Source organism: Marinobacter profundi, from assembly GCF_002744715.1.
GTDB classification, from domain to species: Bacteria; Pseudomonadota; Gammaproteobacteria; order Pseudomonadales; family Oleiphilaceae; genus Marinobacter; species Marinobacter profundi.
In genome coordinates this window covers 223,896-238,633 of sequence record NZ_KZ319371.1, presented here as the reverse complement: position 1 = coordinate 238,633, position 14,738 = coordinate 223,896, and the positions used below count along the sequence as shown (strand labels likewise).

General features: G+C 62.4%; 13 protein-coding genes. 12 read left to right on the top strand and 1 reads right to left on the bottom strand.

Going from position 1 to position 14,738, the window contains the following annotated elements; all coding sequences use genetic code 11:
- Positions 1-4 precede the first annotated feature (4 nt).
- On the top strand, positions 5-898 hold the full coding sequence (gene prmC / locus CLH61_RS11415; RefSeq protein ID WP_228152621.1) for a peptide chain release factor N(5)-glutamine methyltransferase: 894 nt from the start codon (positions 5-7) through the stop codon (positions 896-898).
- Positions 888-1,637: a HesA/MoeB/ThiF family protein gene (locus tag CLH61_RS11410; RefSeq protein ID WP_099614862.1), complete on the top strand. Its 750-nt coding sequence runs from the start codon at positions 888-890 to the stop codon at positions 1,635-1,637. The genes prmC and CLH61_RS11410 overlap by 11 nt, the downstream gene beginning before the upstream one ends.
- Positions 1,638-1,670: 33 nt before the next feature.
- Here the strand turns inward: CLH61_RS11410 and phrB are convergent, their stop codons facing one another.
- Positions 1,671-3,071, bottom strand: a complete 1,401-nt coding sequence (phrB, locus tag CLH61_RS11405) for a deoxyribodipyrimidine photo-lyase (protein WP_099614861.1) — start codon at positions 3,069-3,071, stop codon at positions 1,671-1,673.
- Positions 3,072-3,191: 120 nt separating this feature from the next.
- Between phrB and CLH61_RS11400 the strand changes: the two genes are divergently transcribed.
- The 10 genes from CLH61_RS11400 (at position 3,192) to CLH61_RS11355 (ending at position 14,664) form a co-directional block, all read left to right on the top strand.
- Positions 3,192-4,010, top strand: coding sequence for a hypothetical protein (locus tag CLH61_RS11400; RefSeq protein WP_099614860.1), 819 nt, complete (start codon positions 3,192-3,194; stop codon positions 4,008-4,010).
- A gap of 38 nt (positions 4,011-4,048) precedes the next feature.
- Positions 4,049-4,939, top strand: coding sequence for a mechanosensitive ion channel family protein (locus CLH61_RS11395; RefSeq protein ID WP_099614859.1), 891 nt, complete (start codon positions 4,049-4,051; stop codon positions 4,937-4,939).
- 34 nt (positions 4,940-4,973) lie between these two features.
- On the top strand, positions 4,974-5,456 hold the full coding sequence (locus tag CLH61_RS11390; protein WP_211289110.1) for an ATP-dependent zinc protease family protein: 483 nt from the start codon (positions 4,974-4,976) through the stop codon (positions 5,454-5,456).
- On the top strand, positions 5,453-6,358 hold the full coding sequence (gene rimK / locus CLH61_RS11385; RefSeq protein ID WP_099614857.1) for a 30S ribosomal protein S6--L-glutamate ligase: 906 nt from the start codon (positions 5,453-5,455) through the stop codon (positions 6,356-6,358). The genes CLH61_RS11390 and rimK overlap by 4 nt, the downstream gene beginning before the upstream one ends.
- 1 nt (position 6,359) lies before the next feature.
- The gene (locus CLH61_RS11380) at positions 6,360-7,424 is read left to right on the top strand and encodes a succinylglutamate desuccinylase/aspartoacylase family protein (RefSeq protein WP_099614856.1); all 1,065 of its coding nucleotides are present in this window, start codon (positions 6,360-6,362) and stop codon (positions 7,422-7,424) included.
- Positions 7,425-7,487: 63 nt separating this feature from the next.
- Positions 7,488-7,910, top strand: a complete 423-nt coding sequence (locus CLH61_RS11375; RefSeq protein ID WP_228152627.1) for a secondary thiamine-phosphate synthase enzyme YjbQ — start codon at positions 7,488-7,490, stop codon at positions 7,908-7,910.
- A gap of 214 nt (positions 7,911-8,124) precedes the next feature.
- Positions 8,125-9,105 (top strand): TAXI family TRAP transporter solute-binding subunit, encoded by a 981-nt coding sequence (locus CLH61_RS11370; protein ID WP_099614854.1) that lies wholly within the window; start codon positions 8,125-8,127, stop codon positions 9,103-9,105.
- A gap of 87 nt (positions 9,106-9,192) precedes the next feature.
- Positions 9,193-11,373 carry a TRAP transporter permease gene (locus CLH61_RS11365; RefSeq protein WP_099614853.1) on the top strand — a complete coding sequence of 727 codons (2,181 nt, stop codon included), beginning with the start codon at positions 9,193-9,195 and terminating at the stop codon, positions 11,371-11,373.
- 127 nt (positions 11,374-11,500) lie between these two features.
- Entirely contained in the window at positions 11,501-13,315 is a 1,815-nt protein-coding gene (locus tag CLH61_RS11360) for a sensor histidine kinase (protein WP_099614852.1), read from the top strand.
- Entirely contained in the window at positions 13,312-14,664 is a 1,353-nt protein-coding gene (locus CLH61_RS11355; RefSeq protein WP_099614851.1) for a sigma-54-dependent transcriptional regulator, read from the top strand. The genes CLH61_RS11360 and CLH61_RS11355 overlap by 4 nt, the downstream gene beginning before the upstream one ends.
- Positions 14,665-14,738: the final 74 nt, after the last annotated feature.

The following is a 14,738-nucleotide window of genomic DNA, read 5'->3' as shown; positions in this document are numbered from 1 at the left end:
GCCGTTGCTTACCTGCGAGCAAGCACTCAGGCAGGCCGCAGCCGCCATCGGTGGCGACTCGCCCCGGCTTGATGCCGAGCTCCTGCTGGCCCGGGTGACCGGCTGGAGCCGGACCAGCTTCCGCGCCTGGCCCGAGCGCGAGCTGGCGGACGAGGCCGCTGAACATTTTGCGGTTCTGGTCAGTCAGCGTGCCAACGGAACACCGGTGGCCCACCTGCTCGGCGAGCAGGGCTTCTGGTCGCTGACCCTGCAGGTCAATCCTTCTACCCTGATTCCGCGGCCGGATACCGAGTGCCTGGTGGAGGCTGCGCTGGCGTTGCCATTGCCGGGCGCGGCCCGGGTGATTGACCTGGGCACCGGCACCGGTGCCATCGCCCTGGCGTTGGCCAGCGAGCGACCGCAGTGGCAGGTTATGGCCTGTGACGCAGTGGCGGACGCGGCCGAGCTGGCACGCCGTAATGCCTGCGCCCTCGGCCTGCCGCTGGAGGTGGTGGTCAGCCACTGGTTTGCCGACCTGCCGCCGGGGCGTTTTGATCTCATCATTTCCAATCCACCGTACATCCGTCGGGATGACCATCATCTACAACAGGGCGATGTCCGTTTCGAGCCATCGACGGCGCTGGTGGCCGGTGACGACGGCCTGGATGACCTGCGGGTGATCATTGCCGAAAGCCCGGACTGGTTGCAGCCGGCGGGTTGGCTGGTGGTGGAGCATGGTTACGACCAGGGCGAGGCGGTTCGCCAGCTGTTTGCGGCCGCCGGATTCACCGCGGTGGCAACCCGACGGGATTATGGCGGCCAGGAACGGCTGACCCTGGGCTGCTGGCCGGAGCGCCAGGTCGGGGCGGACGATGCCCCGAGACCAATTTCACACCGGGAGAGCAGCGATGCTGAGTGACGAGGAATTGTTGCGGTACAGCCGCCAGATACTGTTGCCGAAGTTTGACGTGGCTGGCCAGGCGCGGCTGAAATCCGCCCGGGTACTGGTGGTCGGTGCCGGCGGCCTGGGATGTCCGGTTGCCCTGTATCTGGGCGCGGCGGGGGTCGGTCATCTTACCCTGGTGGACGACGACCGCATCGAACTGGCCAACCTGCAACGCCAGATTGCCTTCGCCCAGGACCAGATCGGCGACGACAAGGCCGCCAGCCTGGCAGCGCGGGTCCGCAGCATCAATCCACTGATCTCGGTGGATGCGCTGTGCCAGCGGCTGGACGGCGCAGAACTGCAGCACCGGGTGGATACCGCCAGTGTGGTGGTGGACTGCTCGGACAATTTCAACACCCGCTTCGCCCTCAACCGGGCCTGCGTCAAGGCGGGGGTGCCGCTGGTGTCCGGGGCCGCGATCCGCGGCGAAGGCCAGCTCTCGGTGTTTGACTCCCGGGATCCGACCAGCCCTTGTTACCACTGCCTTTACCCCGAGCAGGGTAACGAGGATCTGACCTGCTCCGAGGCAGGGGTGATCGGGCCGCTGGTCGGCATGATCGGTGCCAGCCAGGCGATGGAGGCCATCAAGGTGATTTCCGGCGTCGGCCGGCCGCTGACAGGGCGGTTGTTGATTCTCGACGCCTGGCAGGCCGACTGGCGGGAGATGAAACTGGCCCGGGATCCGGACTGTCCGGTGTGCGCCGGGCACTGAGCCTCGCGTCGCACACCGTCCTGTGGTGTCGGTTCAGTCTTTCAGCGCCTGGAAACGGGCAATGGCTTCTTTGCGACTTTCCTTCAGGTCCACAATCGGCCGCGGATAGCCCTTCGGGATAACACCCCCTGCCCAGGGCTGGTGGATGCGCCTGGCGTCCAGCTTCGCCAGCTCCGGCACGTAATGGCGGATAAATTCACCGTCAGGATCAAACCGTTCACTCTGGGTGGCCGGATTGAACACCCGGAAATAGGGCGCCGCATCGGTGCCGGTGGACGCGCTCCATTGCCAGCCACCGTTGTTTGACGCCAGGAAGCCGTCCACCAGCTGGTTCATAAACCACTGCTCTCCCAGTCGCCAGTCAATGAACAGGTTCTTGGTCAGGAACATGGCGGTGATCATTCGCAGGCGGTTGTGCATCCAGCCGGTCTGGCGGAGTTGACGCATGGCGGCATCAACGATGGGAACGCCGGTTTGGCCCTCCTTCCAGGCCTCGAAAGCCTCGCCCGGCGGGTTCCATACCAGGGCCTCGGTTTCCGGTTTGAAGGCGCGGTGCATGCTGATCCGGGGGTAATGCCAGAGAATGTGGATGTAGAAGTCCCGCCAGGCAATCTCGTTGATCCAGGTGGTGAAGCCTTCCTGATTGCCGCCCATCGCCTGGGCCTGGCGCGCGGCCACCAGGCACTGTCGCCCCGATAACACCCCGTTGGCGAGGTAGGGCGAAAGCTGGCTGGTGCCGTTGATTGCCGGGATATCCCGCTGCGCCTTGTACTGGCCGGCACGCTCCGTCAGGAAGGCTTCCAGTTGCCGGTGTGCCGCCTCCTCGCCACAGGGCACCAGGGCGGCCGGCGCCGGACCAAACTCGTCCAGTCCGGTTTCAACCTGCGCGGCAGCGACGGCCTCGCCCCTTGCCGTTGGCACCGGGTGTAGTTGCGGCGGGTTGTCGTCCAGCCACTGGCGCCAGTTACGGGCGAACGGTGTAAACACCGAGTAGGGCTCCTGCTGCCGGGTCAGGATACTGCCCACCGGCGCTGCGCACTGGTCGCGGTACTTGCTGATAGCCAGGCCGCTGGTGGAGAGGGCATCCTTCAGCTGTTTGTCCCGGCGGCGTTCGTTGATGCCGTACTCTTCGTTGAAGTGTAGGTGGGTGACATCATGCTGGCGGCACAAGGTGGCGAGGGCGGGGATGGCATCGGCAAAGGTGTCAGCGCGGAGGAAGGTCAGCGATATGCCCAGAGCTGCCAGCTGGCGGGACAGCTCGTTGGCATGCGCCAGTACAAAGCGGACCCGTGCCGCCGACCAGTCATGCTGCCGCCACTGGCCGGGACTGACAATAAAACAGGCAATCACCCGGTCGCGGTCACTGCAGGCGGCGGTCAGGGCGGGGTTGTCGGCAAGTCGCAGGTCGTTGCGAAACCAGACAAGCTGGGTCATAGGCATCCTCTGGCCCGGGGCCACTCATTGATGTAATAAAATCACTGGCTTGGATATTCGCTGCCGTACCGCGATTGGATTATAGTTAACACCGTAAACCCCGGGAGATCTGGATGCACCATGATTGACAGCAGTGAGGAGCCGTCGGGCCCGCAAGACGGCGCCTGGAATCATCCCTACATCCTCAGCTCCGGTGAAACCCAGTATCACGAACTCAGCCATACCCGGCTTTGGGTAACGCTGCTGGACAAGGAGTGGCAGGTTCGCAGCGAACGTACACCGCAAAGCGTTGACCGCATTCGCTGGGAGCAGACCACCCAGTATGTGTTGCCGGGCGCCGAGGCGACGTTGCAGCGGTTTATCCGCCGCGATGACAACAATACCGTGACCTATCTGCCCGCCCTGGCGCGCTTGCCGACCGTGATCCGGCCCTATCAGCCACTGACCATTCCGGCCGCCGGCGAATGTACCATCTATGTCGGTACCCTGCTGTGGATGCGGATCTGCGTGGGCGAGCGTAAAACCGAGTTGGTGGAACTGCCGCTGGCGGATCCGTCCATGACCTGGGTGGGCCGCAACACCATGGAAGGGGACCTGTGTTACTCGGCGCCCAGCTATGCGCGGCTGGTGCTGGAAGCCGTCCCCAAACGCCCGTGGCGGGCGATTACCCCGGTTCGCATTGTTAACCGCCGTGATGACGCCCTGTTGCTGGAGCGGTTCAGCCTGCCGACGCCGCTATTGTCGCTGTATATCAATGACAAGGGCCTGTTGTGGACACCCGGGGTAACCGTGGTGTGCGAAACCGACATGAATTCCGCGCGCCTGAAAGTGGATGGCAAGGTTCCCGAAGTCGCCGGCAGCTGTCAGCTGCTCAGCCCGGCGCGGGAAAAAAGCGAACGCGGCGGGCTGATCCGGGCCTTTGACCGGATGTTTGGCTGAGTGCCCCGGATGAACCCCGGCGCAGGGAGACTGCAAGCGTGATTGAAGAGTTTGAAAGCGGCCTGAGGCAACTGTTGACCAGCATTCCCTGGCTGCAGTGGTTCAGCGGGCTGTTCCTGTTGGTGCTCGGCATTGTGCTGGCGTCGCTGGCCGCCCGCAGCGTTTCCGGCTTTATGCAGGAGCGGGCATCCCGCCACCATACCGTGATGATGCGGCGGCTGGTGTTCTACCTGATTTTCGTTATCTTCCTGGTTGCCGCGATGCGCGAGGTCGGCTTCTCCCTCGATGTGCTGCTGGGGGCAGCGGGTATCCTCACGGTGGCTATCGGCTTTGCGTCCCAGACCTCGGCATCCAACATGATCAGCGGCCTGTTCCTGCTGGTGGAGCGCCCCTTTGAAATTGGTGATTTTATCGAGGTGGAAGGTACTCTCGGGGAGGTGATCGGTATCGACATGCTCAGCGTCAAGCTGCGCACCACCGACAACCTCTATGTCCGCATCCCCAATGAAACCCTGATCAAGACCCGGGTGGTCAACCGCTCCCGCTTCGCTATCCGCCGGCTGGATCTGACCGTGGGCATTGCCTACGCTGAAGATGTGGAACGGGTCGAAGCGCTGCTGCTGGACCTTGCTGAACAGAGCAGTGCCGCCCTCGAAGAGCCCAAGCCCTTTGTGTTGGTGACCGGTTTCGGGCCATCCTCGGTCGACCTGCAGTTTTCATTCTGGGTTGCCCGGGACCGGGTGCTCGAAGGTCGCAGCGACATGATGGTCGCGGTCAAGAAAACCCTCGACCGGGAAGGGATAGAAATTCCCTTCCCGCATACCAGTGTTTACGCCGGCAGTCATTCCGCGCCCTTCCGGGTGGAGCTGCTCAGGCCTGAACGAACCAGCCAGAAGGAACAAGCGGATGTCGAAGAACCCGGTGGATGACAACGGGAACTCTCCATCAGATCCCTCACCCGACATGATAAGCAGCAGCCTGCAGCGGGCCGGCGACGAAACTGGCCGGATCCTGCTCGGCTGGCGGGAATGGGTCGGTTTGCCGGACCTGGGCATCGCCAGGATCAAGGCCAAAGTGGATACCGGGGCGCGAACCTCGTGTCTGCATACCTTTCGCACCGAGCCCTACACCGAGAACGGCCAGCGCCGGGTGCGGTTCTGGGTGCATCCGGTGCAGAACAACCTGCACGAGGTGGTCGAGTGTGACGCCGTGGTGCTTGACGAACGTACCGTCTCGGATTCCGGTGGCCACCGGGAACTGAGGATGGTGATTGAAACCAGCCTGGTGGTGGGTGATACCATCTGGCCGATCGAAATGACCCTGACCAACCGGGACTCCATGCGCTTCCGCATGCTGCTGGGACGCACCGCGATGGCGGAACGCAGCATTGTGTTACCGGAATCTTCCTATCTCGCCGGTGAGCCGGCTCTAAGGACCAAGAAATGAAAATTGCGATACTCTCGCGTAACCGCCACCTCTATTCCACTCGTCGCCTGGTGGAAGAGGGTATCAACCGGGGTCACGAAGTGCGGGTGATCGATGCCCTGCATTGTTCCATGAACATCACCTCGGCGCGCCCCCAGATCCACTATCACGAGGAGGTCCTGGAGGATTTTGACGTAGTGATTCCCCGCATCGGCGCCTCGGTAACCTTCTACGGCACGGCGGTATTGCGGCAGTTTGAAATGATGGGCGTATTCCCGGTGAACGAATCCGTCGCCATCACCCGCTCCCGGGACAAACTGCGCTCGCTGCAGCTTTTGGCCCGCAAAGGGGTGGGGATGCCGGTGACCGGTTTCGCCAACAAGCCGGACAACGTGCCCGAACTGCTGAAGATGGTCGGCGGCGCCCCGGTGGTGATTAAACTGTTGCAGGGCACCCAGGGAATTGGCGTGGTGCTGGCGGAAACCCGCAAGGCCGCCGAAAGTGTGATCGAGGCCTTCATGGGCCTGAAAGCGGACATCCTGGTGCAGGAATTCATCAAGGAAGCCGGCGGAGCCGATATCCGTTGCTTTGTCATTGGTGACAAGGTGATTGCAGCCATGAAGCGCCAGGGCGCCGAAGGCGAGTTCCGCTCCAACCTGCACCGTGGCGGCACCGCCTCGCTGGTCCGTATCACCCCCGAGGAGCGTCGCACCGCCATTACCGCCGCCAAGTCCATGGGCCTCAACGTGGCCGGTGTGGACCTGCTGCGCTCAAGCCGCGGGCCGCTGGTGATGGAAGTGAACTCGTCACCGGGCCTGGAGGGCATCGAGAATGCCACCGGCAAGAACGTCGCCGGAATGATCATCAACTGGACCGAAAAGAACTACAAACCCTGGAAAACAAAAACCAAAGGGAGAGGTTAACTTGGCCCGAGCTCCGTTTGTCATCGCCGGCACCGAAATCAAGGCCGGCACCCGGGCAACCGTCGAAGTGCCGGTTGCCAAGCTGTACACCCACACCCCCCTGCATATTCCCGTTGAGGTGGTCCACGGCCGCCGCGATGGCCCGGTGCTGATGGTGTGTGGCGCAATTCACGGGGACGAGATCAACGGAGTGGAGATTGTCCGCCGGGTGTTGCGCAATTCCGCGCTGCGGCACCTGCGCGGCACCCTGGTGGCGGTGCCGATCGTCAATATCTTCGGCTTTGTCCAGCGCTCCCGCTACCTGCCGGACCGCCGTGACCTCAACCGCTGCTTCCCGGGGAGCGAAAGCGGGTCGCTTGGTGGCCGCATTGCCTACCTGCTGCGGACCCAGATCATGGAGCACGTCACCCACATTATCGACCTGCACACCGGCGCCATTCACCGCTTCAACCTGCCCCAGGTGCGGGCCGAACTGAAGAACCCGGAAACCGCCCGCATGGCGGAGGCCTTCGGCGCACCGGTCATCATCAACGCCGGCCTGCGGGAGGGCAGCCTGCGGGCCTATGCCGACTCCCTCGACATTCCGGTGGTCACCTTCGAAGGCGGCGAGGCCCTGCGCTTTGACGAGGTTGTCATCACCAGCGGTGTCAAAGGCGTGATCCGGGTGATGCGGGAACTGGAAATGGTGCCACAGAAAAAAGGCCCCCGGGCGCCGAAAAAACGCTCGGAAACCGCCGCCAACTCCCAGTGGGTGAGGGCCGATATCGACGGCATCATGCGCCCGGTGGCCAGTCTCGGCCAGAAAGTGCGCAAAGGCCAGCGCCTGGCCATGGTGGCGGATCCGTTCGGCGAAGCCGAGGTGGCCATCACCTCGCCGTGCTCCGGTATCGTGATCTGCGTGAACAACCTGCCGCTGGTCAATGAAGGCGAGGCGATCTACCACATTGCCCGCTTTGACGAGCTCAGCGAAGCCGAAAAAGCCATGGATTACTTCCGCAGCTCGGTGGAAGCCGAAGTCAGCGAGGCGGTGGTACCGGTCCACCCGTGGGATGAGCTGCAAAAATAGCCGGCCGGCTCCGGGCACTACCCGCCCGGGGCCAGCACGTCGCCATCAAGGAGAACTGCCATGATCTGGGACCAGACCACCATAACCCTGCCGGCGCAGCCGCGCGGGTTCCACCTCGTCACCCATGACATCCTGGCGCAGGGCCCCGCGCTGACCAATTGCCAGGTGGGCCTGCTCAACCTGTTTATCCAGCACACCTCCGCCTCCCTGGCCATCAACGAGAACGCCGACCCCGACGTGCGGGGCGACCTGGAACGCCACTTCAACGTAATGGTGCCGCAGCACGCACCCCACTACGAACACCTCACCGAGGGCCCGGACGACATGCCGGCCCACATCAAGAGCGTGCTGATCGGCAGCTCCCTGTCCATCCCGGTGACCGATGGCAAACTGGCACTGGGCACCTGGCAGGGCATTTACCTGTGTGAGCACCGCGACCACGGCGGGCCGCGGCGGGTGGTGGCGACGTTGCAGGGGCGGTGGTGAGTTGGTCAATGGGTCGATGTCGACACATATGACAGATCTCGATGGGTGAATTTCCACCCATTCGGTCCCCCCGGATTTTCCCCGGAGTCCCCGGAGGCCGCACCACATAAGCATTTCCCACAATCTGGCCCAACCCTTGCTATCTTTACAGAGATCGAAGCCCTGTCGCTTCGCTTGGCACCCAACTAACACAACGATATCGGGAGCAATCTCTATGAAGACTCAAGCCGTGATGGCAGCAGCACTGGTTTCCACTCTCGCCGTAGCAGGTCCGGTTTCCGCCCAGGACAAGTCCGACTGGCCGGGTAACTTTACAGTGGGTACCGCCAGCCAGGGCGGAACCTACTTTGCCTATGGCGCTGGCTGGGCCAACTTTGTGGCCGAGAACCTGGGCATTTCCGGTGGCGCCGAGATTACCGGTGGTCCGATGCAGAATATGGCCCTGGTGCACACCGGTGACCTGAACTTCGGTCTGACCACTATGGGTCCGGCCCGCGAGTCCATGGAAGGCAACAGCCCGCTGGCACCGGGCATGAAGATGGACAACGTATGCGCCATGTTCCCGATGTACGAGACACCGTTCTCGGTAACCGCGCTGACCAGCTCCGGCATCAAGTCCATCTCTGACATTCCTGCGGGCGCGACCATTGGTTTCGGTCCGGCGGGTTCCACCTCCGATACCTATTTCCCGAAGATGATGGAAACCCTGGGCGTGGACTTCGAGCGTCGTAACGGCAGCTGGTCTGACCTGGGTGGTCAGTTGCAGGACGGCCTGATCGATGTGGTTGCCTTTGCGGCAGGCGTGCCCATTCCGGCGGTGAGCCAGCTTGAAGTGCAGACCGACGTGAACATCATCGGCATGACCGACGAAGAGCTGAAGAAGATCACCGATTCGTATCCGGTCTCGGAGTTTGTGATTCCGGCGAGCACCTACCAGTCCCTTGAGAAGGACTCCCGCGTGGTCTCCATGTGGAACTTTGCGGTTGCCAACTGTGATGTTTCCGAAAGCCTGGTTTATGAAATGACCAAGCTGACCATGGAAAACAACGACAAGATGGTGTCCATCCACAAGGCGGCCCGTACCTCGATTCCGGAGAACTACACCAAGAACAACGTGCTGCCATGGCACGCCGGTGCAGCTCGCTGGTTTAACGAAAACGGGTATACCATCGAAGCGGACAAGATCAAGCAGTAAGCCTGTTGCCTGAGGGAGCCGCTGCGGCGGCTCCCATTACTCGCCGGTGTCTTGCCGGCCCCGGATTCCCCGTTTGCAGGGTGCATCATGACCACTGAAAACCAATCACACTACACCCCCAAGATTACCGAGGACGCCGACCACGTTCTCGCCCACGACGTCGATGAAGAGCCTATTGAGGAGAACCGACGGCTTTTTGAGGGCGGCTTGCTGAAGCTGTTCATCCTGCTGGCCATTGCGTATTCGTCCTTTCACCTGTACGTCCTCAATATTGCACCGCTGGAAACCTGGTCGTTCCGGATTGTCCACATTGCCGGTGCCCTGGTGCTGGGCTTCATGTTGTATGCCGGTGCCCGTTTTGTGTCCGAGGAAGAGGGCGAGGCCCGCCACCGCTGGACCACCTGGATCGCTGCCGTGGCCCTGTTGCCGGCCCTGTACGCGCTTTACCAGACCGGTTCTTTCTACAGCCAGGTGCAGTCCGGCACCCTGCGAATTGCCGCCGAGCTGGAAACCTGGCACTTTGGCTGGCCGCTGCTGGTGGCCACTGCTGTGGGCATCGTGATGAGCTGGTTCCACCAGCGCCGGCGCAGCCGGTTCAGTATTCCTGACCTGGTGCTGATTGTCTGTTCGTTGGCGGTTGCCGCCTACTTCCTGGTGGCCTATAACTCGGCGATGCGGATGTCGACGGGTACCTCATTCGCCCCTATTGGTATTTCCTTTGCGGCCATCGCCGGTACCGCCCTGATTATGGAGCTGACACGCCGGGTGGCGGGCATGGCTCTGGTGACCATCGGCCTGGTTTTCCTGGTGTATGTCTTCGCCGGTCCCTACCTGCCGGGCTTCCTCGGTTATCCGGGGCTGTCGGTGCAGCGTTTCTTCAGCCAGGTGTATACCGATGCCGGTATCCTTGGGCCGACCACCGCGGTGTCTTCCACCTACATCATCCTGTTCATCATCTTTGCCGCCTTCCTGCAGGCGTCGAAGGTGGGTGACTACTTCGTCAACTTTGCGTTTGCGGCGGCCGGCCGGTCCCGCGGCGGTCCTGCCAAGGTGGCGATTTTTGCCTCCGGCCTGATGGGGATGATCAACGGCACCAGTGCCGGTAACGTGGTGTCTACCGGTTCGCTGACGATCCCGCTGATGAAAAAGGTGGGTTATAGCAAGAAGTCTGCCGGCGCGGTTGAGGCTGCGGCGTCTACCGGTGGCCAGATCATGCCGCCGATCATGGGCGCGGGCGCCTTCATCATGGCGGAGATTACCGGTATTCCCTATACCGAGATTGCCATTGCCGCGATCATTCCGGCCATCCTGTACTTTGCTTCGGTCTACTTCATGGTGGATTTCGAGGCGGCCAAGCTGGGCATGCGTGGCATGCGTGAGGACGAGCTGCCCAAGCTGTCCCGGATGATTCGGCAGTGCTACCTGTTCGTGCCGATTATCATCCTGATTGTGGCCCTGTTCATGGGGTATTCGGTCATCCGTGCCGGTACGCTGGCAACGGTGTCTGCGGCGGTGGTCAGCTGGCTGTCGCCGAACAAGATGGGCATCCGCCAGATTCTCAATGCCCTTGAGATTGCGGCCATCATGTCGATCCAGATCATCGTGGTGTGCGCTGCGGCGGGTGTCATCGTGGGCGTGATTTCCCTGACCGGCGTAGGCGCCCGGTTCTCGGTACTGTTGCTGGATGTGGCGGCCGCAAGCCATCTGCTGGCGCTGGTGTTCGCCATGTTCATCTCCATCCTGCTGGGTATGGGCATGCCGACCACGGCGGCCTATGCGGTGGCCGCATCTGTGGTGGCGCCGGGCCTGGTGCAGCTGGGTATTGAGCCGCTGACGGCGCACTTCTTCGTGTTCTATTTTGCGGTGGTGTCTGCCATTACGCCTCCGGTGGCCCTGGCTTCCTATGCGGCGGCGGGTATTTCCGGCGCCAACGCCATGGAAACCTCGGTGGCCTCGTTCCGTATCGGCATTGCTGCCTTCATCGTTCCCTTTATGTTCTTCTACAACAGTGCGCTGCTGATGGAAGGTGCATGGTTCGAGATTGCCCGCGCCCTGGTCACCGCGACTTTTGGTGTGTACCTGCTGTCCGGTGGTGTGCTGGGCTGGTTCGCCAAAGTGAGTGCCCTGTGGCTGACCCGGATCATGCTGATTGCTGCCGCACTGCTGATGATCGAGGGCGGTCTGTGGACCGACCTTGCCGGTATCGGCCTCACCGTGGTGGCGTTTCTCCTCCAGCGCCAGCGCAGACTGAAACTGGCCACAGCCTGATACCGCAACGACCGGCAGGGATGCCGGTTCCGTATCCCCGTGGGCGCTTTATGCCGACGGGGTTGCGGGCTTGTGCTGGCCCCCGGTCGCCGCTACGCTGGCGACTTTACTGCAGGTTAGCGGTGTAATGTCCTACCGAATCGGTGCTGTTGTTCTGTTTGCCCTGACCCTCGCTGCCTCCTGGTGGCTGGGTGGCTGGGCGGGTTATCGCCAGGTCGAACAGGAAAGCCTGGAAGAAGCCTTCCGCTACCGGCAGCTGGTGGCCAATGAACTCAATCGTTACCTTCCCATTCCCGAACTGATGGCCGAGCACCCGCTGCTCGCCGAGGCCCTGCGGGCGCCACAGGACGCCGGTGCGATCCTGCGCGCCAATGAAGAAATGCAGCGCATGGCCACCATCGTCGGCAGTTCAGACGTCTACCTGATGGATCTGACGGGGCTGACCATTGCGGCCAACAATTACCTCCAGTCCGACAGCTTCGTGGGCCGTAACTTCAGTTTCCGGCCCTACTTCAGCGAGGCAGTGGCAAGCGGCGGTGCAGCCATCTATTTTGCCCTCGGACTGATGTCCGGTGAGCGTGGGCTGTATTTCTCCCATCCGGTCCGGGATCACGATGGCCGGGTACTGGGGATCATTTCGGTCAAGGTGCTGGTTCATGAGCTGGAATCCCAATGGCACCGGCCGGCGGCATTACGGGAGGCGGAAATGGTTGTGCTGGACGGCGCGGGCATCAGCTTCCTGGCGAGTCGCCCGCGCTGGCTGTACCGGGATTTCCAGCCTGACAGTGCGGCCAACAAGGGCTCCCAGACCCTGGAGCGATACCCCCGCCGTCAGTTGCTGCCGATTGCCATTGACTACCTTGATCGCCCCTTCGGCCTTTCGGACCAGTCAGTCCGGGTTCGCCTGACCGAAGATGGCGAGGTACGGGAGTTTCTCAGTGTGCGCACACCGCTGCCCCGCATGGACTGGGTGCTGCAGGTGATGGTGGGTACCCGTCCGGTATTGTGGATACGGCTGGGTTTTGTGGTGGGTGGAGCCGCGTTGTTCTTTGGCTGCTTCCTGGCCTGGCTCTACCTGCGGGAGCGCTATCGCCGCGAGGCCGAACTGGCGTTGCGGGGCGAGCAGCTGGAGCAGCGGGTGGCAGAACGCACCGCCGACCTGGAGCGCTCCAACGCACAGCTGATGGCAGAGATCGCGGAGCGGGAAAAGGCCCAGGACGAACTGCGGGAAACCCAGCAGGAGCTTATTCAGGCTGCCAAGCTGGCGGTGCTCGGGCAGATGTCCGCCGGCTTGAACCATGAAATGAACCAGCCGCTGACGGCGATCCAGGCCTATGCCCGCAACAGCCGCCGCTTCCTTGAGCGGGGGGCCAGCGACATGGTGGACGCCAATCTGAACGAGATCATCGTGCTGTGCGACAAGATGGCCGAGCTGACCCGCCAGTTCAAGGTGTTTGCGCGCAAATCAGAGGGACCGCCGAGCAGCGTGGATCTGCGGCTGGCCATTGATGCCGCGCTGAAAATCATTGGCGCCCAGACTGCCAGCGAAGGCATTGATTTTGACTGGCAGCGGCCGGCGGATGCGGTGATGTGTCATGGTGACCTGATCCGGGTGGAGCAGGTGATGGTGAACCTGCTGGCCAACGCGGTGCAGGCTGTCGAGGGAGTTGACCAGCCGGCCATCACCATTGATATCGCCAGCGACGACGGGTGCTGGCGTTGCCGGGTGCGGGACAACGGTTCCGGGCTGCCGGCGGATACCGAGCAGATCTTCGAGCCGTTCTACACCACCAAGTCCATGAAGCAGGGCCTGGGGCTGGGGTTGTCGATATCCCGGCAGATCGTGGATGCCCTGGGGGGGAGCCTGACCGGCCGTAACCGTGCCGACAGCCCCGGGGCCGAGTTTGTGTTGACACTGAACAAGCGAGAGGGAGAGGAATGACAGAGCCGGCGGTAATATTTGTCGATGATGACCCGCACATCCGGCAGGCGATGGGCCAGACCCTGACCCTGGAGGATTTGCCGGTGGCCTGCTTTGCCGACGGCGCCTCCAGTCTGGCGGCCATTTCCCGGGACTACGAAGGCATCGTGCTGTGTGACTACAACATGCCGGGTATGGACGGCCTCGAGCTGCTGGCGAAAATCCGTGAGCTGGATGAGGCGATTCCGGTCATCATCCTGACCGGTCAGGGGGACATCAGTACGGCGGTGTCCGCCATGCAGCAGGGCGCCTATGATTTTATCGAGAAGCCGTTCGACCATGACGAGCTGATTGAGCTGCTGCGCCACGCCCTGGAAAAGCGCCACCTGGCGCTGGAAAACCGCCGGTTGCGCGCCCAGTTGCGCCTGCTGGCCCGCCCCGGGCCCCGAATCCTTGGCGACTCGCCGTCGATGCGCAAGGTCATGGCGACCATTGATCCGCTGCTGGATATATCCGCCAACATCCTGCTGCACGGGGAAACCGGCTCCGGCAAGGACGCCATTGCCCGCTACATCCATGAAAACAGCCCCCGCAGCAGCCACAACTTTGTGGCCATCAATTGTGGCGCGGTGCCAGAGAACCTGATCGAAAGCGAACTGTTCGGCCATGAGTCGGGGGCCTTTACCGGGGCTGACAAGCGTCGCATCGGCAAGATCGAGTATGCCGACAAGGGCACGCTGTTCCTCGACGAGGTGGAAAGCATGCCAATGCCCCTGCAGATCAAACTGCTGCGGGTGCTGGAGGAGCGCCGGGTGGAGCGGCTCGGCAGCAATCAGGAAATTGATGTGGATGTGCGGGTCATCGCCGCAACCAAGGCCGACCTGAAAAAACTCAGTGACGAAGGCACCTTCCGTCAGGATCTGTTTTACCGGCTGAACGTCGTCAAGGTGGATATTCCGCCCTTGCGGGAGCGCAAGGAAGATATCCCGCTGCTGTTCCACCACTTCGTACTGATTGCTGCCGCCCGCTATGACCGGGAAAGTGTGCCGCTGGATGCCGGCCAGGCCGCGCGGCTGATGCAGCACAGCTGGCCGGGCAATGTGCGGGAGCTGCGCAACCTGGCCGAGCGCTATGTGCTGCTGGGCCCTGCGGCGCTGAACGAGAGTGACCCCGTCGCCGCCGGTAACGTATCCGGCCGTCAGACCCTGGCGGAAATGATGGACGGCTTCGAACGCTCAGCCATCATCAGTGCCCTCAACCACTGCCACGGCAGCATCAAGGACACCATGGTGCAACTGGGCATTGCCCGCAAGACCCTCTACGACAAGATGAAGAAACACGGCCTCGACAAGGCGGAGTTCAAAGACTGACGGCGAAGCACACTCCGGGGACAGACCCAAGGTCAGTCCCCGGTAAGAACTTCCCGTTGAGGCTTACAGTGTTG

Coding starts and splice junctions, on each gene's coding strand:
- CLH61_RS11400 (WP_099614860.1), top strand. CDS start 3,192: ATGATTGACAGCAGTGAGGAGCCGTCGGGCCCGCAAGACGGCGCCTGG.
- CLH61_RS11365 (WP_099614853.1), top strand. CDS start 9,193: ATGACCACTGAAAACCAATCACACTACACCCCCAAGATTACCGAGGAC.
- CLH61_RS11355 (WP_099614851.1), top strand. CDS start 13,312: ATGACAGAGCCGGCGGTAATATTTGTCGATGATGACCCGCACATCCGG.
- CLH61_RS11360 (WP_099614852.1), top strand. CDS start 11,501: ATGTCCTACCGAATCGGTGCTGTTGTTCTGTTTGCCCTGACCCTCGCT.
- CLH61_RS11410 (WP_099614862.1), top strand. CDS start 888: ATGCTGAGTGACGAGGAATTGTTGCGGTACAGCCGCCAGATACTGTTG.
- rimK (WP_099614857.1), top strand. CDS start 5,453: ATGAAAATTGCGATACTCTCGCGTAACCGCCACCTCTATTCCACTCGT.
- CLH61_RS11370 (WP_099614854.1), top strand. CDS start 8,125: ATGAAGACTCAAGCCGTGATGGCAGCAGCACTGGTTTCCACTCTCGCC.
- phrB (WP_099614861.1), bottom strand. CDS start 3,071: ATGACCCAGCTTGTCTGGTTTCGCAACGACCTGCGACTTGCCGACAAC.
- CLH61_RS11390 (WP_211289110.1), top strand. CDS start 4,974: ATGATAAGCAGCAGCCTGCAGCGGGCCGGCGACGAAACTGGCCGGATC.